Raw genomic sequence first — 22,380 nt, forward strand, 5'->3', positions numbered from 1 at the left:
CTTAGATAAAGCCCATTCTGTTTGAGTCCAGCTTAAGGAATATAAACAACAATATTGTAAAACTCCAAAGCGATGATCCTCCATAACTGATAAAAGGTAGGGGTATGCCAATTACAGGCACAATGCCTATGGCCATACCAATATTTATGAATACGTGGAAGAACAGGATACTGGCAACACAATAACCATATACTCTGGAGAATGTAGATCGCTGTCGCTCTGCAAGGTTAATTAAGCGAAGTAAGAGGAATAAGAACAATCCAATCACTACAAAGCAACCTACAAAACCCCATTCTTCTCCAATTGTAGAGAAAATGAAGTCAGTACTCTGAGCTGGAACATAACCATATTTAGTTTGGGTCCCCTGTAAAAAACCACGACCTGTAAGTTGGCCCGAACCGATAGCTATTTTAGATTGTATCACATTATAACCAACACCCTTTGGGTCTATCTTTAATCCTAATATCAGCTCTATCCTTGTACGTTGATGCGGTTTCAAAACCTTCTCGTAGGCTAGTTTTACCACAAATAAATAAGCAATTGCTATTATTGTTACAAGAATTGCAGAAAACATAACCTTCTGTTTTCGCTTGTTTTGATAAACAAAGAAACCTCCAATAAGCAGAATAGTAGGAATTAATACTTTTAATGGAACAAGGAAGTCGGCCACAAATAACACAATCATTCCTAAAAAGATCAGCAAAAAGTAACCAGATAAACCTTCTCTGTACATTGGAAACATGAAAGCCAAAAATACAAGAGCCGATCCAGCATCAGGCTGAAGCATGATAAGCACAAGAGGAATGCCCATAATCAATCCCGCAAAAGCTATAGATTTTAAATCTCTGAATTTAGGACTGAAGCTGCTAATATACCGGGCGAGCAATAGAGCCGTACCAAACTTCGCAAACTCAGAGGGTTGCAATCGAAACCCACCACCTAGTGATATCCAGGCCTGGTTACCACCGACATTTCTACCAACCACCAAAACAATAATGAGTAGTAGTACTGTAACACCGTATACAATAGGCGAGAAGACGCTAAAGAACTTGGCATCCAATAGCAAAATTGAAAAACCCAACACCAGACCCGCAATAACATAGATCAATTGTTTTCCGTAATTGCTGCCAAAATTAAACACAGAGGTGTCAGTCGTGTTATGTACTGAAGCATAAATATTTACGTAACCAACCGCACACAAAGCAATGTAAATTAGGATAGTAATCCAATCTACATTGAAGAAGAATCTGTTGCTTTGCTGATTAGTCATTTTTTTTATCTATCACTTTTTTTGGTTCAACAGCATTAATGCTTTTTTTAAGTGAATCCGCTTTTTTAGCAGAATCAATAAGGGCTGCTTTGGTTTTCACTTTTGGTTTTGGTAGCGCAGGAAGAATAACTTGTTTTTTCATCCATTCTACTCCACCTCTTCTGTTTGGAGGTATACTATCTTTAAGATACTTCTCTGTAATATAACTTGCAATTGGCGCCGCATAAGTGCCCCCGTAGCCAGCATTTTCTACAATAACTGCGATGGCAATTTTTGGATTATCTCTGGGGGCAAAGCCAATAAATACGGAGTGGTTTTTGCCACGTGGATTTTGTACAGTACCTGTTTTTCCACACATTATAATTCCATCTATTCTCGAAGCCAAAGCAGTACCCCACGGCGAATTTACTGCTTCCTGCATTCCATCAATTACAGGCCCGAAGTGTGCTGCATCAACACCAACATAGTTTTTCTTTAGATATTCCTTTCTAATCACATGATCTTTTCCGATAGATTTAACCAGGTGAGGCTTTATATAATAACCTTTATTAGCAATGGCCGCCATAATATTTGCCATCTGTAAAGGGGTTGCATCCATCTCGCCTTGCCCAATGGCTAACGAAATTACAGTTGAATAGCCCCAATACTTGCTGTACTTTTTTGAATAATAAGATGCGTCGTATAGCCTTCCTTTACGCTCTCCCGGTAAATCTATACCAAGGGTATCGCCAAGGCCCCAGAGCTTTACTTTCTTTTGCCAGTAATCATATGCTACTTGCTGATTCCTATTAAATTTTTTCTGTGTTAATAGTTTCTGAAATACATAACATGCATAAGTATTACATGATCTGGCAAGACCTCTTCGCAATGCAATATTTCCGTCAACGTGCTCACATTTAGTAGTGTGGTTTCCAACACGGAAATAGCCCGGGCAATTAAATGTGGTGTTCTCATCAATAACGCCTTCCTGTAGCCCAATCAGCGCATCTAAAGGCTTAAAAGAAGATCCTGGCGAATAATAACCTTGTATAGGACGAATGTTAAGCACACGGTTTGGATTTTTAAGTAAATCCATATAATTATTGCCCTGTTGGCGGCCAACCATTAAATTCGGATCATAACCCGGACTACTTACAAAAGCGAGGATTTCGCCAGTAGCAGGTTCTATTGCTACTATACTGCCTACCTTATTTTTCAGTAATTCTTCACCTAGTTTCTGGATTCTTACATCCAGAGAAGATATCAATTGCTCTCCTGAAACCGCCGAAGTATCGAATTTCCCTTCCGCATAACTACCCTTTGGTACATTGTGCGCATCATAAAGCATATTTACTACACCCCGTTCACCTCTTAGCGCAGTTTCATAAGCTTTCTCTACACCTGTTTTTCCTATGTAATCTCCAGGTCTGTAATAGCCTTCAGATCTTTCAATATCGGTAGGGCTTACTTCTTTTATATACCCTAAAAAGTGACCGGCTATGCTATCGGGATACTGTCTTATCGTTCTGCTTTGTACAAAAAAACCAGGGAAACGATATAGTTTTTCTGACAGCGATTGATAAATACTTACGGAAAGTTGTTTTTCAAATATGCTAGGTTGGTATCTCGACTGGTTTAAAGCTTTCTTAAAATTCTTTTTGAATTTTATGGTATCAATACCAATAATGCCACAAAGAGCAAGCGTATCAAATTCTTTTACGTCGTTAGGTATAACCATTAAATCGTATACCGGCTCATTCTGTACAAGAATCTTTTCGTTTCTATCTAAAATAACCCCACGGGCCGGAAAAGTGTAAAGCTTCCTCAACACATTACTCTCTGCAGAAAGGAAATATTTGTCGCTAAATACTTGTATATAAAAAAGTGTACCTAATAATATCAATGAAACAACAATGAATAATCCTTGTACAATATATTTTCGGTTAAACAGATTATCCATTAGCGTACCTTTCTGTTATAAAATATAAACTCGATCAAGGTAACAAGAAACAGTGTGAAAATTCCACTTAAAAGACACTTTAGTAGCGTGTATGAAAATTCAGTTAATCTAAATGTTTCTAAAAAGAACAGCACAATGTGATGTGCAAAAGTGCATAAAAAAGCATATAGAAGAAACCATTTAATGCCCATATTTCCCAGAGTAGGTTCCGGTTCATCAAAGCCATCCCTGCTTACCGTTACAGAAATAAACAGTATCCTTACAAAAACTAAAGTTACACAAGCTGCGGTATGAACACCCAATGTATCATAAAATGCATCAAGAGTTAAACCGGTAACAAAGGCGATTAAGTAAAGTAACAGGTTGGGAATTCCAAATGGAAGCAATAGCAAAAACAATATGTAAACAAAAGGAGTTGCCATATTGTAGAAACTCAAATTCCTTAGTAAAAGGATTTGAAATAAAAGTAGTATAAACCACCTGACTACGTTTGTTAATACTAATCTACTGCTCATTGGGTAATTTCGCTTCTAATTCTGTTTGTTCCTTTGCTAGTTTATTTTTAATGACGTAAACGTATTGTAAGGTACTAAAATCATTGAACAGATTGATTTCAATGGTCATGAAGTTATCTCCGGTGGATATGCCAGTGTTACTAACTGTGCCCACAGGAATGCCCGAAGGAAAAAATGAGAACCCCGATGTAACTACCGTATCCTTTAGATTTACTTTAAAGTGATTAGGAATATCTTTAATATAGGCCTTTCTGTAATCGGAATTTCTGTCGCCCCATACTAACGATCCTACCGCATTGTTTCTCTTTAGGCTCACGCTAATGTGCGTGTCCTTATGTAGTAGCGAACGTACAGTAGCTAAGTGCTCAGAAACATCCTGTACAAAGCCTACAACGCCCCTTCCTGGCGAAATGACAGGCATATTAGTTTCCATGCCATCGGCTTTGCCACGATTAATAGTGATAAAGTTATTCCGGTTGGTAATGGAGTTTTTAATAACCCTGGCCGAAAGATAAGTGTATTGAGGTACTCCGGCCGTGTCTTTTACTACAACATCCTTAGCCGTGTCTATATTTTTAAGGGCAAGTATCTCCGTCTTCAGTTTCGCATTCTCTACTGCCAGGCTATCATTTACAGAACCCAGGTTAATGTATTTTTTTAATACATTAAGGTTGTTGTACACATCACCAACAACTTTATTTGTCGAGTTAATGGTTACACTTCGTTGGTAGGAGTTGTTTCTTACGGTAAGAACAACTCCAACAGTAAAGAAAATGATGAAGAAGAAAAATGCGTTATATCTGCTTATAAAAATCCAAAGGTTACGCATATTCTAAATATAAGAGGGAAGCCCTTAGTTTATCTTCATTTAATTATTGCATTAAAAATTTGAAACCGCCAATGTTTTTTAAGGCGATACCTGTACCACGTACAACTGCACGAAGAGGATCTTCTGCAACGTGAACAGGCAATTTCGTTTTAGCAGCTACACGTTTATCTAAACCACGAAGCAATGCACCACCACCAGTTAAATAAATACCTGTTTGGTAAATATCAGCAGAAAGCTCTGGCGGAGTAATCTCTAAAGCTTTAAGAATAGCCTCTTCGATTTTTGAAATTGATTTATCTAAGCAATGCGCAATCTCAGTATAAGATACGGTGATCTGTTTAGGAACCCCAGTCATCAAGTCTCTTCCCTGTACCGCAAAATCAGCTGGTGGATCCTGTAATTCAGGTAATGCAGCACCAACTTCAATTTTAATTTTTTCAGCAGTACGATCGCCAATCATAATGTTGTGCTGGCGACGGATGTAGTTTACAATATCAGAGTCAAAGTTATCTCCCGCAACGCGGATAGACTGATCACACACAATACCTGATAAAGCGATTACCGCGATCTCAGTTGTACCACCACCTATATCAATGATCATGTTGCCCATTGGTTCTTCCACATCAATACCTATACCTACTGCAGCAGCCATAGGCTCATGGATCAGATAAACCTCTTTAGCACCTGCAATTTCCGCTGAATCTCTTACTGCACGTTTTTCAACTTCAGTAATACCGGAGGGAATACAGATTACCATTCTTAACGAAGGGAACATCCAGCCTTTACCGCCATTTAACATGCGGATCATACCTTTGATCATGGCTTCAGCAGCATTGAAATCAGCAATAACACCGTCTTTAAGTGGTCTAACTGTTCTGATGTTATCGTGGGTTTTACCCTCCATTTGCATGGCCTGCCTGCCAATTGCTATAATTTTATTTGTTTGTCTGTCAAAAGCAACAATTGAAGGTTCATCAACTACTACTTTGTCATTATGTATAATCAAGGTGTTTGCCGTACCTAAATCGATAGCAACTTCTTGTGTAAACCAATTAAATAGACCCATTTATAGGTGATAATTTAAGTATTAAAAATTCTGTGTACTATAGTAATGTAAAACTACGTCTTTTTATTGTATTGAGAGACAAATAAAGTTAGTGTTTGAAATGTCTGATGCCAGTAGTAACCATCGTTATACCTTTTTCATTAGCCATATTTACAGAATCAGCATCTTTAATAGAGCCACCTGGCTGTAAAACTGCAGTAATTCCTGCTTCAGCAGCAATTTCTACACAATCAGGGAACGGAAAAAATGCATCTGAAGCCATTACAGAGCCTTTTAAGTCAAAACCGAAAGCCTCTGCCTTTACAATTGCTTGTTTTAATGCATCAACTCTTGAAGTTTGACCAACACCGCTAGATAATAGCTGATCGTTTTTAACAAATACGATGGTGTTTGATTTTGTATGCTTTACAATTTTATTTGCAAAATGCAGATCAATTAATTCCTGGGCAGTAGGTGCTTTTTCTGTTACAGCGGTCATTTGATCCGGACCTTCGATAACTAAATCCTTATCCTGCTCAATAACTCCGTTTAACAAAGTTTTAAATTGTTTTTTGCTCAATTCTACATCGTTTCTCTGTAAAATTACCCTGTTCTTTTTAGCACGGAAAAGCTCAACAGCTTCAGGCTGATAAGAAGGAGCAATTAATACTTCAAAAAACAATTTATTAATTTCTGTTGCTGTAGCAAGGTCAATCTCTCTGTTGGCAATTAATACACCACCAAATGCAGAAACCGGATCACAAGCTAAAGCTACGTTCCAGGCATCTAAAAGATTTGTTCTTGAAGCTACGCCACAAGCATTTGTATGTTTTAAAATAGCAAATGTAGGCGCCTCAAATTCGTCAATTAATGCAACAGCAGCATCAACGTCAACAAGGTTGTTGTAAGAAAGCTCTTTGCCATTTAATTTAGTGAACATTGCATCTAAATCGCCATAAAACACACCTTGCTGATGTGGGTTCTCGCCATATCTTAAGATTTGTGCTTTGCTGATACTTTGTTTAAATACGTTAAGCGGTTCTTCAATATTGAAATAATTGAAGATTGCAGTGTCGTAGTTAGAAGAAGTATGGAATGCTTTTTTGGCGTATGCTTTACGTTGAGCTAAAGTAGTCTCTCCATTCTGATTTTCCAGTTGCTCCTGTAAAGTTGAATAATCATCTTTAGAAGCAAGGATTACTACATCATTAAAGTTTTTAGCTGCTGCTCTGATCAGTGAGATGCCACCGATGTCTATTTTTTCAATAATTTCTTCTTCAGAACCACCAGCTTTTAGTGTTTCTTCGAAAGGATATAAATCAACAATAACAAGATCTATTTCTGGAATCTCATACTGAGAAATTTGTTCCTGATCTGAAATTAAAGCTCTGCGGTTTAAAATACCACCAAAAACTTTAGGGTGTAAAGTTTTAACTCTTCCGCCTAAAATTGAAGGATAACCCGTAAGGTCTTCAACTGCGGTAACAGGTAAATTTAAATCTTTAATAAATTGTTCTGTACCTCCGGTAGAAAACAATTGAACACCTTGTTTTGCCAGCAGGCGAACTAAAGGCTCTAAACCATCTTTGTAATAAACTGAAATTAAAGCGTTTTTGATCTTTATCGATTGAYTCATTAGAGAAAAATTTTGAGCCGCAAAATTAGTTTTTTTAACCGAGAAATTAGTATGCCTAAATAATAAAAATATACTATTTTTTTATCTTTTTAATAATCCCATCTATGATACGGGGATAATGCTGGTGCTCTAATTGCTGGCCTTTAAACTTAATCATTTCCAAATTATCGTCTTTGTCAATACGGTATTTTGCCTGATAAATATATTCTCCTTCATCGTAATTTTCATCAACATAATGTATTGTTATGCCACCTTCAGTTTCCTTGGCAGCCAGTACCGCATTATGTACATGATCTCCATACATTCCTTTTCCGCCAAACTTAGGTAATATAGCAGGGTGTATGTTTACAATACGTCCCGGATATTCATTTATTAAATTTTTAGGGATTAGCCATAAAAATCCTGCTAATACAATCAGATCCACATCCAGATTTTTTAGCAGATCAATAATATTATCGGTTTGATAAAATTCATGTCTGTCAAAAATATGAGAAGGGATTTCAAAATTGTCTGCACGCTGTAGAACGTAGGCATCAGGGTTGTTGGTAAGCACCAATGCAATTTCTACTTCAGGGTTATTTTTAAAATGCTCCATTAGCTTTTGGGCGTTAGATCCTGACCCTGAGGCAAATATGGCTATACGTTTTTTCATGGGGCAATATAAATTGAGGCTATTTATTCTTTTTCAAAGGTAGTAATGTTATCATTATGTCCAAAAATAGCATTTTAAGCGTTTAATGAAAGCTTTTAATTCGGTTTTTTGATTGATAAATATAGCTGTTGGTATTGATCGGCACTGTGTTAGAATGTTGCTGGTTCGACGCTGGTTCGACATTACTTCGCAAAACAGGTGTTTTTTTCGAACAATTGGTGCTCTAAATTCGATTTATCTAATATCTAACATGTATTAATGTGGTATATTGATGATACAAGTATTTATGTTGGAGAAGATTAAAAAAAATATTTATGTTCTGATTTTGCATTTTAAAAACATTAGTTCTATATTTGCAGTCCGAAAAATAAGAAGAAATAAAAGAGCTGGTCTCAACATAAAATATTTTAATAACAAAAAATGGCAAATCATAAATCTTCATTAAAAAGAATTAGAGCAAACGCAACTAAACGTTTACGTAATAGATATCAAGCAAAAACAACTCGTACGTTTATTAAAAGACTGCGTGCTGCTGAAGATAAAAAAACAGGACTAGAATTACTTCCTAAAGTAGTTTCTATGTTAGATCGTTTAGCCAAAAAAAGCGTTATTCACAAAAATAAAGCAGCTAACAACAAATCTAAATTAACTAAGTTTGTTAATAGCTTAAAATAAACATAGCTTTACAATATTGTAAAAGGGATATGCATTGCATATCCCTTTTTTTATGTTCAAAAAAGCGTTCCAATGAAACCATATCAACCAAAACTGGGGATAAAATTATGGGCAGAGGCAGATAGGCCTCGCGAAAAACTATTACTTAACGGCCGCAGGCATTTAACCGATGCCGAGCTTATAGCTATTTTAATTGGTTCTGGAAACAGAAATGAAAGTGCTGTTGATCTAAGCAAACGAATACTTGCCGAGTATGGAAATGATCTGGATGCACTAGGCAAAGTTTCTGTTAAAAGCCTTTCGAACTTTAAAGGCATTGGAGAAGCAAAAGCAATAGCTATAGTTGCCGCATTAGAACTGGGTCGTAGGAGAAAGGATACAGGAGCAACAGAGGTGGTGCATATAGCATCATCAAAGGATGCCTTTGAAATAATGATGCCGGTTTTTGCCGACTTAAATCATGAAGAGTTTTGGATCTTGATCTTAAATACGGCAAATAGGGTAATCGGAAAGCAGATTATTAGCAAAGGTGGGTTGGCAGGTACGGTAGCAGACCCAAAAATTATTTTTAAAACTGCACTTGAACATAACGCAGCTTTTATTATTCTTGCTCATAATCATCCTTCAGGAAATCTGAAGCCCAGCAGTCAGGATTTACAGCTTACAAAGAAGCTGGTAGAGGGAGGGAAGATGCTTGATTTACAAGTATTGGATCATCTTATTCTTGCAGATAAGGGATATTATAGCTTCGGAGATCAAGGGTTAATCTGATAAACATGAATTTTCCCGTTCGTTTTGAGCTTTTTGGTGAGTTATATCATTGGCATTATATTTTTGAAACACTAGCCTTTCTTATAGGCATTAGGGTTTATTATTTCTTAAAGAAAAAGATAGTTGATCCTATTTCTGATGAAAACAGGTTGTGGATTATGCTGGGGGCAATGATTGGTGCACTTATTGGCTCCCGGGTCATTGCTGCGCTTKAGGATCCGGAATCAATAAAACATTTAAGTTTGCTGGCATTCTTCAGTAATAAAACTATCGCAGGAGGTTTTATTGGAGGGTTGTTTGGCGTAGAGCTTATCAAAAAAATTATAGGCGTAAAGATTGCCTCCGGTGATCTTTATGTAATACCAATTATAGTTGCCTTGTTTATTGGGCGCATAGGTTGTTTTTTAATGGGTATAGATGAGCCCACTTTTGGTGTTGAAACACATTTTTTTACGGGGATGGATCTGGGTGATGGTTTAAAAAGACATCCAGTGGCACTCTATGAAATGATCTATATGGTGTTTCTTTTCCTATTCTTTATTTTTTTGAAAAAGAGGCTGATCAATGGCGATCACTTTAAATTGTTTATGGTTTTATATTTTTTATATCGATTTCTGGTAGAATTTATTAAACCGTATCACCCATTGTTTTTGGATTTAAGTGTGATCCATTGGATTTCATTGTTTATATTCAACTATTATTACAAATTTATTCTTCGCATCTCAAATAGCATCCTCAAATGAAAATAAGAAATTATATCTATTACGATTATACAAAAAGTCTGTGTCCGGAATGTCTGGAACTAATAGATGCAAAAATTGTTTTTCAGGATGAGAAGGTTTATATGCTAAAACATTGTAAAACCCATGGCGATAGTAAAGTTGTGATTGCCGACGATGTAGAGTATTACAAGCAGATCAGAAATTACAACAAACAGTCTGAGATGCCTTTGAAATTTAATACCAAGGTACATTATGGTTGCCCATATGATTGTGGCCTCTGTACAGATCATGAACAGCATTCGTGTTTAACAATAATAGAAGTAACAGACCGATGTAATTTAAGTTGCCCAACCTGTTATGCTATGTCTTCTCCGAGTTATGGTAGGCACAGAACTCTTGAAGAAATCAATAAAATGATGGATACGGTAGTGGCGAATGAAGGGGAGCCGGATGTGGTTCAGATTTCTGGAGGCGAGCCAACTGTGCATCCCGACTTTTTTAAAATTCTTGATCTTGCAAAGAGTAAGCCCATTAAACACCTAATGGTAAATACAAATGGAATTAGAATTGCAAAGGATATTAATTTTGTTGAAAAGCTGGCCTCATATATGCCTGATTTTGAAATTTATCTTCAGTTTGACAGTTTTAATGCAGCCGTTTTAACAAAGTTAAGAGGAGAAGACCTTACAGAAGTAAGGAAAAAGGCGATAGATAATTTAAATAAGTTTAATGTTTCGACCACATTGGTGGTAACGTTACAAAAAGGCTTGAATGACCATGAAATTGGTGATATCCTAGATTACGCTTTAAAACAAAAATGCGTGCGTGGAGTAACATTTCAGCCAACCCAGGTTGCCGGCAGAAATGACAATTATAACGATCAGCAGGGAAGGATAACGCTTACAGAGGTTCGTAGGAAAATATATGAACAGTACCCATTGTTTACCCCGCAGGACCTGATTCCGGTGCCTTGTAACCCTGATGCACTTTGTATGGCTTATGCGTTAAAAATTGGGGATGACGTAATACCTATGACACATTTAATTAATCCAGAAGATTTGCTGAACAATTCAAAAAACACCATCGTTTTTGAACATGATGAGAAACTGAAGGAGCATCTGCTGAATTTGTTTAGTACAGGAATATCTGTTGATTGTGCAGAGGGAGAGTTTGGAGAGCTTATGTGTTGTTTGCCAAGAGTAAAATCAGATCATTTGAATTATAATAACCTGTTTCGCATCATTATAATGAACTTTATGGATCCTCTGGATTTTGATGTACGGGCAGTAAAAAAATCATGTGTTCATATTGTGAGTGATAAAATGAAGATCATCCCATTTGAAACAATGAATATTTTTTACAGAGATAATAAAATCGATGATATCAGAGAAAAGTTAAACGAACGTTTTAAATTAATACAGTAATTATGATTGCTCTTCTTTTATTGTATTGGGCAGCTGTTGCCATCATATTTATAGTTGGTATTATCATGATGATTGTAGCGACAGCAAATAACAAACCTGTAAAGCCGGGTCTCAGATTGGTTATTCTATCAGTTATCTTATTAGTAATAGGAGCAGGAGCATGTGCCATTATGTTATCGGGATTGGGAGGTATGCATTAATGGCATTTCTCTTTTAGCATTCCCCTTTAAAATATTATCTTTGCGTTTTCCCAGTATTTCATACTAGATACCAGATAATGAAGATATCATACAATTGGCTTAAACAATTCATACAAACTGATAAAACACCTCAGGAACTTTCTCTTATATTAACAAATATTGGACTGGAAGTAGAAAGCTTAGAAACCGTGCAGCCTGTTGCTGGTGGTTTAGCCGGATTGGTTATAGGTCATGTGTTAACTTGCGTACAACATCCTAATGCAGACCGTCTTCGTGTTACAACCGTTGATGTTGGCGGACCAGATATTTTACAAATTGTTTGTGGTGCTCCAAACGTAGCTCAGGGCCAAAAGGTTGTGGTTGCTACTGTTGGCACTACCGTTTACCCAAATGAAGGGGAGCCTTTTAAAATCAACAAATCAAAAATAAGAGGAGAAGTATCCGAAGGGATGATCTGTGCAGAAGATGAGATTGGTTTGGGCGTTTCTCATGACGGAATACTTGTTTTGCCAGCCGATACTGCAATTGGTATTTCTGCTAAAGAATATTTTAAGCTGGAAGATGATTATCTTTTTGAAATAGGTTTAACACCTAACAGGGCAGATGCTGCTTCGCACTTAGGTGTAGCAAGAGATTTAGCTGCTTATTTGCGTAAAAGTATTCAGATGCCTGACGTTTCTGGCTTTAAAACGAATAATGAAAACCTTAAAATTGAAGTTAAGGTTGAAGATACGAATGCTTGTCCGCGTTATAGCAGTGTTACCATAAGTGGAGTTACTGTCAAAGCTTCTCCAGATTGGCTTCAGGATAAATTAAAAGTAATAGGTATCAGACCCATCAATAACATTGTAGATATAACCAATTATGTTTTACATGATCTGGGTTTACCACTTCATGCTTTTGATGCTGATCAGATAAAAGGTGCTAAAGTTTTTGTTAAGAAATGTGCTGAAGGAACACCTTTTGTAACGCTTGATGGGGTTGAGCGTAAGCTTTCTGCTGAAGATTTGATGATCTGTAATGCAGAAGAACCTATGTGTATTGCAGGGGTTTTTGGAGGCAAAACCTCGGGAATAACTGATGCCACTAAAAATGTATTCCTGGAAAGTGCCTATTTCGACTCTGTTTCTGTGCGTAAAACGTCTAAACGCCATGGTTTAAAAACAGATGCTTCGTTCAGGTATGAGCGTGGTGCTGATCCAGAAATAACAACTTTTGCTTTAAAACGTACAGCGCTATTAATTCAGGAATTGGCAGGCGGTGAAATCGCTTCGTCGGTTTCAGATGTTTACGCTAATCCTATAAAGCCTTTTGATGTTGAAGTTAGCTATCAGAACATCAATAAATTAATTGGAGCTAATATTCCCGATGCAGAAATTAAAGATATAATTACTGCATTAGGCATTGAAGTGGCCAAAGAAACCACCGAAGGTTTGGAGCTTAAAGTGCCAAGCTTTAAAGTTGATGTAACCCGCGAATGCGATGTTACTGAAGAGGTTTTAAGGATTTATGGCTATAATAATATTGAGATTCCTAGTAAAATAAATGCATCACTATCTTATGGCACTAAGCCAGATAAAGAGCAAACACAGCATGTTATTGCTGATATGTTAACTGCTAACGGCTTTTTAGAGATCTGGTGTAATTCATTAACAAAGGGAGCTTATTCAAAAGTGCCTGAAGAAGCAGTACAGATCTTAAATCCATTAAGTTCAGATTTAAATGTAATGCGCCAGGAATTGCTGTTGCCTGCCCTGGAGAGTGTTGCTTATAATTTAAACAGGAAAACTGCTGATATTAAATTTTATGAATTTGGTAAAACCTACCATTTGATAAATGAGAAATATGTAGAGCGCCCAAGGTTATTAATTGTGTTGTCAGGTTCTAATCAATCTGAGCAATGGAACCATAAAGCCTCGCCGGTAAGTTTTTATAATTTAAAAGCTGCAGTTGATGCCGTTATTGGTCGCCTTGGCATAACAAACTATCAAACTGAAGAAGTTAAAAATGAAAGCTTTGCTTTTGGTTTAAAATACTTTAGAGGTGATAAAGCAATTGTAACTTTTGGAGCTGCAACAGCTGCTGATAAAAAGAAAGCTGATATTGATAAAGATGTTTATTATGCAGATTTTGATTGGGCACAGCTTTTAGATATTATAAAGAAAAATAAAATTATAAATAAAGAAGTTCCTAAGTATCCATTAGTAAGAAGAGACTTATCTATGCTGGTAGATACTAATGTGACTTTTGATGATTTAAAGACCATAGCATTCAAAACAGAGCGGAAATTGATTAAGAATGTACAGGTGTTTGATGTGTACGTTGGAGATAAACTACCTGCAGGAAAGAAATCATATGCACTTAATTTTACCCTTCAGGATGAAGAGCAAACATTAACGGATAAGCAGATTGATTCCGTTATGCAAAAGATTATATCTAACTTAGCGCAAACAGCGAAAGCAGAAATCAGAAAATAAGTAAGTGTTTTCTGAAAAAATAATATTTTAAATAAAAAACAACTTTAGTAGAATGTCTTCTGTAGCAGATCAGTTAAATTCAGTATTGCAAAAAACAACTCGTTTAATAGAGCTTTGTAATGCTTTGCAGGAAGAAAATGATTTATTAAAGCTTGAGAACCAGTCAGTAAAAGTTGCCCTTGATACATCAAAAAACAAGAACACTGAGCTTGAGGAAAAGCTTAGAGTTTTGAAGCTTGCGAAAAGTATTGAAGGAACAAGTGAAAAGACACTTGATATAAAGCAAAAAATTAACGATTTTGTGCGTGAAATAGATAAGTGTGTTGTATTACTTAAGAAATAAGGAATACTTGAAAAAGTGAAACAAAGCTAAAAAATGGGAGAAATCTCTATAAAAATAACTATTTCCGATCGTATTTACCCCTTAAAGGTCAATACAGAAGAGGAAGAAATTGTAAGGCGAGCAGCCAAGATTATTAACGAGCGCATAAAAGATTATCAGGAAAATTATGCCGTTCGCGATAAACAGGATTTGCTTTCTATGGCAGTACTGCACTATGCAACGGCAGTGTTGAGAGTAGAAAACAAAGTCCAGGATCAAGATACTGCTGTTGCCGAGAAGGTGGAAGAATTGGATAGTTTATTAAATGATTTTTTTTCGAAATAAGATCGTTCTTTATATTAGTTAAGACAACAAAGATATTAGCCGCAGCTAGGTTTTTGAGTTTCATTATTTTTAAAACTTAACACTTCAATATTTATAGGATTAAGAAGGTGTATTTCATTTGCATTTATGTACCTGAAAATGACTTAAATCCYAATTATAATTAGTTGAGGTTTTTAAAACTTTGGGGCTCAATAAAGTTAGTTGCGGTTTTTTTTTAAACGAATTTTTAACAGTGATGCAGCGTGTATGAGCTGATTTATATAGAAAAATAGAATGGAAATATTAGGATACGTACTTGCCGGATTAGTAATCGGCATTTTAATAGGCAGATATCTGCTGCGTAGCCTGCTTAAGAAGCAGGAAATTGCAGTTCAGAGCAAGGTAAAGAAGATACTTAAGGATGCGGAAAGTAACGCTGAGATCTTAAAGAAAGACAGATTGCTAGAGGCAAAAGAGAAATTCCTCCAAATGAAATCTGAGCACGAGCAAGAAGTAAATTCCAAAAATAACCAGATCAATCAACGAGAGAATACTTTAAAACAAAAAGAACAGTCTTTAAACCAGAAGCTTGAAAACGCTACCCGCAAAGATCAAGAACTTGATAATCATAAAAAGAACCTTGAAAAGCAAACTGAAATTGCATTAAAGAAACAAGAAGAAGTTGAATTGTTGAAAAACCAACATGTAAAGCAATTGGAAACTATTGCAGGTTTAAGTGCTGATGAAGCAAAAAGCCAGTTGGTTGAAACAATGAAACAGGAGGCACGCACACAAGCAATGATCCAGGTTAAGGATATTGTTGATGAAGCTAAGCTTACTGCAACAAAAGAAGCAAAGAAAGTTGTTATACAAACCATACAGCGTACTGCAGTTGAGGCTGCTATTGAGAATACGGTTTCAGTTTTTCATATCGAAAGTGACGAAATTAAAGGACGTGTTATTGGGCGAGAGGGTCGTAATATCCGCGCTTTAGAAGCTGCAACAGGTATTGAGATTATTGTAGATGATACTCCTGAAGCAATTATCTTATCAGGATTTGATCCGGTAAGAAGAGAGATAGCGCGTTTGGCTTTACACCGTTTGGTAACTGATGGTAGAATTCATCCGGCCCGTATTGAAGAGGTTGTTGCTAAAACCAAGAAGCAGATTGAGGATGAAATTGTAGAGATAGGAGAGCGTACTGTAATTGATTTGGGTATCCACGGGTTACATCCTGAATTGATCAGAATGGTTGGTCGTATGCGTTACCGTTCATCTTACGGACAAAATTTATTACATCACTCACGTGAGGTTGCTAACTTCTGTGCTACTATGGCGGCAGAACTTGGTTTAAATGCAAAAATGGCAAAACGTGCAGGTCTGTTACATGATATAGGTAAGGTGCCAGATGATAATCCAGAATTACCTCACGCTATTTTAGGTATGCAACTGGCTGAGAAGTATAAGGAACATCCTGAAATTTGTAATGCTATTGGAGCTCACCATGACGAGATAGAAATGACTTCAATGATATCTCCTATTGTACAGGCTTGTGATGCCATATCAGGTGCACGTCCGGGTGCTAGACGTGAGGTAGTTGAAAGCTATATTAAACGATTAAAAGAGTTGGAAGAGCTTGCGCTTTCTTATCCGGGTGTAGAGAAAACATTTGCGATACAGGCAGGTAGAGAGCTTAGGGTTGTGGTTGAAAGTGAAAGGGTAACTGATCAGCAGGCAGAACTATTGGCAGCTGACATCTCGAACCGCATTCAAACAGAGATGACTTATCCAGGTCAGATTAAAGTAACTGTAATAAGAGAGACCAGATCTGTTTCTTTTGCGAAATAGCATAAGCGAACCTGCAATTATTACTGCAGGCTATTAATATTTTATAAAAGCGACGGTTTATTCTGTCGCTTTTTTTATTTTTACTCAGTAAACTTATAACGATATGAAAACGGAGCAAAGAAGTGAGGTAGATGTCCTTTTTGATAAATATGCCGAAAGCCATCAAAACCCTTCAAATGAAATTATTCACTGGATTTGTGTTCCTCTAATTGTGTTTAGTTTATTAGGTTTGGTTTGGGCCATTCCTTTTCCGCATATCGGATTTTTGGGAAGGTACAATGGATACCTGAACTGGGCTTCGTTCTTAATCGCCTTTTCTGTTTATTACTATTTAAAGCTTTCTCCTGTATTGTCGTACCTGATGCTGTTGCTCATTTTTGGAATGAGTATGATCATTGTTCAGCTAGAGAAATGGGAGGCCAGTGGTGGACCAGCATTGTGGCTGGTGTGTTTGGTGATTTTTGTAATTGCATGGATAGGGCAGTTTATAGGGCACAAGATTGAAGGAAAGAAGCCTTCGTTTTTAGATGATGTTAAGTTTCTATTAATCGGACCGATTTGGTTATTGCACTTTATTTGCAAAAAAGTAGGGCTAAGATACTGAGCCTAATGCTACTTAACATAGGGTTAACACTCTGGTAAACGAATGGTAATTTACACCTAACATATACCTAACATTGTGGTAATAGCTTTGCTGGAAATTAATATACGGCAAATTGAAATCACAACTAAATCTTAAAAAGGCAATAATTACGGCCTTATTTGTAATTATCGGCACAGCAGTATTTGCACAAACGGGCAAAATTTCAGGAAAGGTATCTGATAAGAAAACCGGTGAAACACTTATTGGTGTTACGGTTAAGATAAAAAATACCCCCAAAGGTATGGCTACAGATGTTGATGGTAAATATTCATTAACAGGATTGGCTACTGGAAAATACACTTTAATATTTCAATATGTTGGTTACAATGGAAAAGAGATCAGTGATGTTGAAGTAACCTCTGGAAAAAATACAATATTCGATATAATCCTTGATGAAGCAGGCGGTCAAAACCTGAATGAAGTAGTTATTCAGGGGAGTTTTAAAAAGGAAAGTGTAAATGCACTTTATGCTCAGCAAAAGAATAGCGCGGTAATCTCTGATGGTATTTCATCAGAATTAATTAAACGCTCTCCAGATAAAAATACTTCGGATGTTCTAAAAAGGGTAAGTGGAGCTACAATTCAGGATAATAAATTTGTTGTTATCCGTGGTTTAAGTGATAGGTATAACACTGCGATGCTTGATGGAGCTTCATTGCCAAGTACTGAACCAAATAGAAAGGCTTTTTCGTTTGATATTGTGCCTTCGAACTTGGTAGATAATCTAATTATTAGTAAAACAGCCACACCAGATCTTCCAGGAGATTTTACCGGTGGAGCTGTTCAGATTACTACTAAAGATATACCTGATCAGAATTATATTACATTAAGTGGTGGGGTTGGCTATAATACAGCATCGACTTTTAAAGACTTCTTTAGTGGCCCTCGAAATGCAACCGATTATTTTGGTTTTGATGATGGTAAAAGAAAGCTACAATCAAGTTTTCCTTCTACAAATAGACTAGCAGCAGGCCTTACTTATGAGCAAAATATCAAAGCGATAAGAACGCTTCCTCAAGACTGGTCGATCTATAACATGACCGCATTGCCAACTCAAAACTATCAGTTTACTTTAGGTCGGGTTAAGGATTTAAAGGATAATAGGAAATTCGGAGCTATAGTTTCATTAACTTATCGTAATGCACAAAGCATAACTAGAGACGCTGTACGTGATTTTTATGAGTATAATTATTTGGATAATTCTTATAAATTCTCTACAAACGTAGGTGCCCTTGCTAATTTTGCATACACTTATGGTAAGAGTAAAATTACCTTCAAAAATATTTATAATAGAATATTTGACGACCAATATACTAGTAGAACTGGAACCAATGGAAGTTCTGGAACAGATAACAAATTTTTTGCTTTTGACCTAATTCAGAAATCTTTATTCAAATCAACACTAGAAGGTAATCATCAGCTAGGGGCAAGAAATGCAAAGATTAATTGGTCAGTAGGCTTCAGTAACGTATTAAATGATCAACCAGATCAACGTAAGATCAATTATTCTAAAAATATTTCTGATCTGGATAAACCTGAAATTGCTTACACAGCTAACGTTTTAAATATTGGTAAAGAAAACACAAGATTGTTCTCTACCCTAAAAGAGAATGGATACACTGGTTCAGTAAATTATTCTTTACCCGTTAATTTATTTAAAGAGACATCGACACTTAAAGTTGGACTAGCTTCATCTTACCGTGATCGTAATTTTGATGTTCGCTTCCTTGGATTACAGTTAGGGTTCAATAACGAAAATGTTGAGGCCATAAGAGCAAGACCACTAAAAACATTATTTGGCAAGGATTTAATTGAGAGTGGTGCTTATACGCTAAGTGAAATTCCAAACTCTGGAGATATCTATACAGCTAATTCACTTACGAATGCAGGCTATGCTATGTTAGATAATAAATTTGGCGAGAAGGCAAGATTAGTTTGGGGAGTAAGAACGGAAATGTTCAATGTAAACTTAAAAACACTTGACCCAAGTAATAAACCAGTTAAACAGGATTATTTTGACGTTTTACCTTCATTGAATTTTACTTATAGCCTAACGGAAAAAATAAATTTAAGGGCATCATATTACCGTACATTGGCACGTCCTGAATTTAGAGAACTTGCCCCATTTCAATATTATGATTATGAACAACTTGCCTTTCAGCAAGGAAATCCAAATCTGAAGCGTGCTCAGGTTAATAATGCAGATATTCGTTTTGAACTATATCCTTCGGCAGGTCAGATTATTTCTGTATCCGCATTTTATAAGCAATTTAATAATGCCATTGAATCTCTAAATGAGGATTACAATTCTACAAGAACAATTACTTATTTCAATTCTGATAAGGCGGATGTTTATGGGTTAGAGTTTGAAGTTAGAAAGTCTCTTGATTTTATAGCAGAGAATGAATTTATGAAAAATACTACTGCCTATGCCAATTTAGCTTTGATTAAATCTAAAGTAACAAATCCGGAAAATACAGGGGTAGTTTATTTAGAAAAAAGTCGCCAAATGGTAGGACAGGCTCCTTATACTATAAATGCTGGCTTGCAACATGCTTTTCTTAATAATAAAATGAACTTCAATATTTTGTATAACAAGGTAGGCCGTAGAATTATAGCAGCTGGGGGCTCTAGATTCCCTAGCATCTGGGAAGCACCAAGAAATGTTTTAGATCTACAATTAGGAATGAAGGTATTTAAAAATAAGGGTGAATTTAAAATCAATGCCGGAGATATCCTAAACAACAATAATATTTTATACTACGATAATAACATGAACAAGAAGTATGAAATGAATGGAGAGGATGAAACAATCAATAGATATAAATTGGGTAGCAATTACTCCTTGTCTTTCTCTTACACGCTTTAATGTTAAATCATTGTTAATTGACTTTAATAATGCTTAATGTTTATTTAAACATATAGTAATATACAGGTAAATCACGCTTAATATCTTTGAAACAACAAATTAAAAATAAAGAAATGAAAAAACAGTTATTAATATCAGCTTTAAGTGTGCTTGTTTTTTTTGCAAGCTGCTCAAAGAATGATTCAGATGAAGGAATCATAAATCCTCCAACTACAGAAGGAGTTGTTACCGTAACAGGAGATGTTGCTACAAGCACTACATGGACTGCTGATAAAATATATCTTTTAAAAGGCAATGTTTATGTAACTGGAAATGCTACTCTTACTATTCAGCCAGGGACAATCATTAAAGGTGATAAAGCTTCTAAAGGTTCATTAGTTATTACACGTGGTTCTAAAATCGAGGCTGTAGGTACAGTTGACAAGCCGATTGTATTTACTTCAAATCAACCTGCTGGTGGTCGTGCTCAAGGTGATTGGGGTGGATTAGTTTTATTAGGAAAAGCAAAAAACAATATCGGTACAGGTGTTAAAATAGAAGGTATTGCTGATGCTACTGATAAGGCACTACACGGAGGTACTGATGATGCTGATAATTCAGGAACTCTGAAATATATTCGTATTGAATATGCTGGTATTGCCTTAGGTCCTGATAATGAAATCAACGGTCTTACTTTTGGAAGCGTTGGTTCAGGTACTACTATTGATTATGTTCAGGTTTATCGTTCAGGAGATGATGCTTTTGAATGGTTCGGTGGAACAGTAAATGCAAAACACTTACTTTCAGTTGGAACATGGGATGATGATTTTGATACTGATAATGGCTATTCTGGAAAGGTTCAATTTGCTTTAGCACAACGTGTGGCTACAATTGCTGACTTCTCTGGCTCAAATGGTTTTGAATCTGATAATGATGGAAATGGATCAAATAATGTTCCTCAAACATCTGCTATTTTTTCTAACGTAACTATATTAGGTCCTGTTGACGTAGCTGGTGCTGGAAATATAAATGCTAACTATCAACATGCTGCTCAAATTCGTCGTAACTCATCAATAAGCATCTTTAATTCAGTATTAGCTGGATATACAGAGGGTGTTTATTATGATGATACGAAGGTTACTACAGCTGGTGCTACTTATGCTAACTTTGTGGCAGGTAAATCTGTATTTGCTAACAATCTAGTATTAGGAAGTAATAGTAAATCAAATCAAATTAAAGGTGCTGCTGGTATATTGGCTGCATTAACTACTTCTTTGACTTCAAATAATACTTTTACTCCTGATGCTTATGCTTCATCAGTTATTACTGATCCTTACAAGTTTTCACCTGATTTAGTTGCTGCAGCTAAACAAGGTACTCCTAACTTTACTGTAGTTGCAGGTTCTGCCGCTGCTAACGGAGCTTTGTACACAAATGTAAAAGTTGCTGATGCTTTTTTCGAGAAAGTTGCTTATAGAGGTGCTTTTGGTACAACTGATTGGACTGCTGGTTGGGCTAATTATAATCCTCAGGTATTACCTTATACAACTCCTGGAGCTGTAAAATAATATTCAAATCATAACATTTTTGATAGGTCTTTTTGCACATCGCAAAAAGGCCTTTTTATTTAACATAAACTTAACCTGAATTCTGTAGCGGTAATAGATGGCTGAGCGTATAGTTGTAAACAATAAGATTATGAGAAAAATAACTATTCAACTGTTGATGGTAATGACAACCATTTTGATCGGTGTTTCCTGCACGAAAGACAAAGGAAAAATTATTAAGGATGAAATAGATGAAAAAAATCTAACACCTTGTCCCGAAAAAGCAAGTTGTCAATATCTATTTACTGAAGATGCAGATTTAAATGAAGCTGGTTCAGGATTAATAACCGGCCCTTATCGACTATTTTGGGCAGATATACAGACCCCAGGTGTTAGAACAACGCTCTACATAAAGGCGCCAATGGAAGGAAAAACTTTTTCATTTAACAAGCAAGCTATTTTAGATGGAAAAGTAAAGTTAATCAGGAGTTGTGCAGCTTGCCTGATGACACCGTTTAGGCTAATAGAAGATGGATATGTTAAAGGAATTAATTTAAGACCTGATAAACAAGCAGACCAAACAAGGTGGTTATTAGAGGCAGAGATTATTTTGGAAGCAATCGGACAGCCAGCAAAGCGAGATACTTTACATGTAAAGCAATATTTTGACCCAAATTTTGTTTTTAATTAGGC

At 36.1% G+C, this 22,380-nt stretch carries 20 protein-coding genes; 13 read left to right on the forward strand and 7 right to left on the reverse strand.

All coding sequences use genetic code 11. The features are described from left to right. Position 1: 1 nt before the first annotated feature. The 7 genes from rodA to purN all read right to left on the reverse strand — a co-directional run bounded on the left by rodA (position 2) and on the right by purN (position 7,886). Positions 2-1,270 carry a rod shape-determining protein RodA gene (rodA, locus tag AC1DG9_RS03355; protein WP_172661250.1) on the reverse strand — a complete coding sequence of 423 codons (1,269 nt, stop codon included), beginning with the start codon at positions 1,268-1,270 and terminating at the stop codon, positions 2-4. Next, a complete protein-coding gene (gene mrdA, locus AC1DG9_RS03360) occupies positions 1,263-3,209 on the reverse strand; it encodes a penicillin-binding protein 2 (protein ID WP_172661249.1) in 1,947 nt (648 codons plus the stop codon). The genes rodA and mrdA overlap by 8 nt, the downstream gene beginning before the upstream one ends. Continuing rightward, positions 3,209-3,724, reverse strand: coding sequence for a rod shape-determining protein MreD (locus tag AC1DG9_RS03365; RefSeq protein WP_172661248.1), 516 nt, complete (start codon positions 3,722-3,724; stop codon positions 3,209-3,211). The genes mrdA and AC1DG9_RS03365 overlap by 1 nt, the downstream gene beginning before the upstream one ends. After that, positions 3,714-4,553 (reverse strand): rod shape-determining protein MreC, encoded by an 840-nt coding sequence (gene mreC, locus AC1DG9_RS03370; RefSeq protein WP_172661247.1) that lies wholly within the window; start codon positions 4,551-4,553, stop codon positions 3,714-3,716. Before mreC ends, AC1DG9_RS03365 begins: the two co-directional genes overlap by 11 nt. A 43-nt stretch (positions 4,554-4,596) precedes the next feature. Then, positions 4,597-5,619 carry a rod shape-determining protein gene (locus AC1DG9_RS03375; RefSeq protein WP_048907325.1) on the reverse strand — a complete coding sequence of 341 codons (1,023 nt, stop codon included), beginning with the start codon at positions 5,617-5,619 and terminating at the stop codon, positions 4,597-4,599. Positions 5,620-5,707: 88 nt separating this feature from the next. Beyond that, entirely contained in the window at positions 5,708-7,234 is a 1,527-nt protein-coding gene (gene purH, locus AC1DG9_RS03380; protein ID WP_477634309.1) for a bifunctional phosphoribosylaminoimidazolecarboxamide formyltransferase/IMP cyclohydrolase, read from the reverse strand. 73 nt (positions 7,235-7,307) lie between these two features. Continuing rightward, positions 7,308-7,886: a phosphoribosylglycinamide formyltransferase gene (purN, locus tag AC1DG9_RS03385; protein ID WP_172661245.1), complete on the reverse strand. Its 579-nt coding sequence runs from the start codon at positions 7,884-7,886 to the stop codon at positions 7,308-7,310. 420 nt (positions 7,887-8,306) lie between these two features. Here purN and rpsT point away from each other — a divergent pair, with 420 nt between their 5' ends. The 13 genes from rpsT to AC1DG9_RS03450 all read left to right on the forward strand — a co-directional run bounded on the left by rpsT (position 8,307) and on the right by AC1DG9_RS03450 (position 22,378). Further along, a complete protein-coding gene (rpsT, locus tag AC1DG9_RS03390; RefSeq protein WP_048907321.1) occupies positions 8,307-8,561 on the forward strand; it encodes a 30S ribosomal protein S20 in 255 nt (84 codons plus the stop codon). A gap of 72 nt (positions 8,562-8,633) precedes the next feature. After that, positions 8,634-9,332 (forward strand): RadC family protein, encoded by a 699-nt coding sequence (gene radC / locus AC1DG9_RS03395; protein WP_172661244.1) that lies wholly within the window; start codon positions 8,634-8,636, stop codon positions 9,330-9,332. 5 nt (positions 9,333-9,337) lie between these two features. Then, positions 9,338-10,075 (forward strand): prolipoprotein diacylglyceryl transferase, encoded by a 738-nt coding sequence (locus AC1DG9_RS03400; protein WP_477634310.1) that lies wholly within the window; start codon positions 9,338-9,340, stop codon positions 10,073-10,075. Next, positions 10,072-11,478 (forward strand): radical SAM protein, encoded by a 1,407-nt coding sequence (locus tag AC1DG9_RS03405; protein WP_172661242.1) that lies wholly within the window; start codon positions 10,072-10,074, stop codon positions 11,476-11,478. Before AC1DG9_RS03400 ends, AC1DG9_RS03405 begins: the two co-directional genes overlap by 4 nt. A gap of 2 nt (positions 11,479-11,480) precedes the next feature. Beyond that, a complete protein-coding gene (locus AC1DG9_RS03410) occupies positions 11,481-11,678 on the forward strand; it encodes a hypothetical protein (RefSeq protein ID WP_048907319.1) in 198 nt (65 codons plus the stop codon). A 77-nt stretch (positions 11,679-11,755) separates the two neighbouring features. Then, a complete protein-coding gene (gene pheT / locus AC1DG9_RS03415) occupies positions 11,756-14,155 on the forward strand; it encodes a phenylalanine--tRNA ligase subunit beta (RefSeq protein ID WP_337717155.1) in 2,400 nt (799 codons plus the stop codon). A gap of 52 nt (positions 14,156-14,207) precedes the next feature. Beyond that, a complete protein-coding gene (locus AC1DG9_RS03420) occupies positions 14,208-14,498 on the forward strand; it encodes a hypothetical protein (protein ID WP_048907317.1) in 291 nt (96 codons plus the stop codon). 33 nt (positions 14,499-14,531) lie between these two features. Continuing rightward, positions 14,532-14,822 carry a cell division protein ZapA gene (locus tag AC1DG9_RS03425; protein ID WP_068891351.1) on the forward strand — a complete coding sequence of 97 codons (291 nt, stop codon included), beginning with the start codon at positions 14,532-14,534 and terminating at the stop codon, positions 14,820-14,822. A 273-nt stretch (positions 14,823-15,095) separates the two neighbouring features. Beyond that, positions 15,096-16,649: a ribonuclease Y gene (rny, locus tag AC1DG9_RS03430; protein ID WP_048907315.1), complete on the forward strand. Its 1,554-nt coding sequence runs from the start codon at positions 15,096-15,098 to the stop codon at positions 16,647-16,649. 103 nt (positions 16,650-16,752) lie between these two features. Continuing rightward, positions 16,753-17,253 carry an Mpo1 family 2-hydroxy fatty acid dioxygenase gene (locus AC1DG9_RS03435; protein WP_172661239.1) on the forward strand — a complete coding sequence of 167 codons (501 nt, stop codon included), beginning with the start codon at positions 16,753-16,755 and terminating at the stop codon, positions 17,251-17,253. A gap of 112 nt (positions 17,254-17,365) precedes the next feature. Continuing rightward, on the forward strand, positions 17,366-20,161 hold the full coding sequence (locus AC1DG9_RS03440; protein ID WP_084498422.1) for a TonB-dependent receptor: 2,796 nt from the start codon (positions 17,366-17,368) through the stop codon (positions 20,159-20,161). Between the two features lie 86 nt (positions 20,162-20,247). Further along, positions 20,248-21,708, forward strand: a complete 1,461-nt coding sequence (locus AC1DG9_RS03445) for a hypothetical protein (RefSeq protein WP_246269578.1) — start codon at positions 20,248-20,250, stop codon at positions 21,706-21,708. 130 nt (positions 21,709-21,838) lie between these two features. Next, positions 21,839-22,378 carry a hypothetical protein gene (locus tag AC1DG9_RS03450; RefSeq protein WP_172661238.1) on the forward strand — a complete coding sequence of 180 codons (540 nt, stop codon included), beginning with the start codon at positions 21,839-21,841 and terminating at the stop codon, positions 22,376-22,378. Positions 22,379-22,380: the final 2 nt, after the last annotated feature.

It is taken from the genome of Pedobacter sp. 05L430 (assembly GCF_056397585.1).

Bases quoted from the DNA above. Each gene is read 5' to 3' on its own strand.
- rodA (WP_172661250.1), bottom strand. From the start codon at position 1,270: ATGACTAATCAGCAAAGCAACAGATTCTTCTTCAATGTAGATTGGATT.
- mrdA (WP_172661249.1), bottom strand. From the start codon at position 3,209: ATGGATAATCTGTTTAACCGAAAATATATTGTACAAGGATTATTCATT.
- AC1DG9_RS03365 (WP_172661248.1), bottom strand. From the start codon at position 3,724: ATGAGCAGTAGATTAGTATTAACAAACGTAGTCAGGTGGTTTATACTA.
- mreC (WP_172661247.1), bottom strand. From the start codon at position 4,553: ATGCGTAACCTTTGGATTTTTATAAGCAGATATAACGCATTTTTCTTC.
- AC1DG9_RS03375 (WP_048907325.1), bottom strand. From the start codon at position 5,619: ATGGGTCTATTTAATTGGTTTACACAAGAAGTTGCTATCGATTTAGGT.
- purN (WP_172661245.1), bottom strand. From the start codon at position 7,886: ATGAAAAAACGTATAGCCATATTTGCCTCAGGGTCAGGATCTAACGCC.
- rpsT (WP_048907321.1), top strand. From the start codon at position 8,307: ATGGCAAATCATAAATCTTCATTAAAAAGAATTAGAGCAAACGCAACT.
- radC (WP_172661244.1), top strand. From the start codon at position 8,634: ATGAAACCATATCAACCAAAACTGGGGATAAAATTATGGGCAGAGGCA.
- AC1DG9_RS03405 (WP_172661242.1), top strand. From the start codon at position 10,072: ATGAAAATAAGAAATTATATCTATTACGATTATACAAAAAGTCTGTGT.
- AC1DG9_RS03410 (WP_048907319.1), top strand. From the start codon at position 11,481: ATGATTGCTCTTCTTTTATTGTATTGGGCAGCTGTTGCCATCATATTT.
- pheT (WP_337717155.1), top strand. From the start codon at position 11,756: ATGAAGATATCATACAATTGGCTTAAACAATTCATACAAACTGATAAA.
- AC1DG9_RS03420 (WP_048907317.1), top strand. From the start codon at position 14,208: ATGTCTTCTGTAGCAGATCAGTTAAATTCAGTATTGCAAAAAACAACT.
- AC1DG9_RS03425 (WP_068891351.1), top strand. From the start codon at position 14,532: ATGGGAGAAATCTCTATAAAAATAACTATTTCCGATCGTATTTACCCC.
- rny (WP_048907315.1), top strand. From the start codon at position 15,096: ATGGAAATATTAGGATACGTACTTGCCGGATTAGTAATCGGCATTTTA.
- AC1DG9_RS03435 (WP_172661239.1), top strand. From the start codon at position 16,753: ATGAAAACGGAGCAAAGAAGTGAGGTAGATGTCCTTTTTGATAAATAT.
- AC1DG9_RS03450 (WP_172661238.1), top strand. From the start codon at position 21,839: ATGAGAAAAATAACTATTCAACTGTTGATGGTAATGACAACCATTTTG.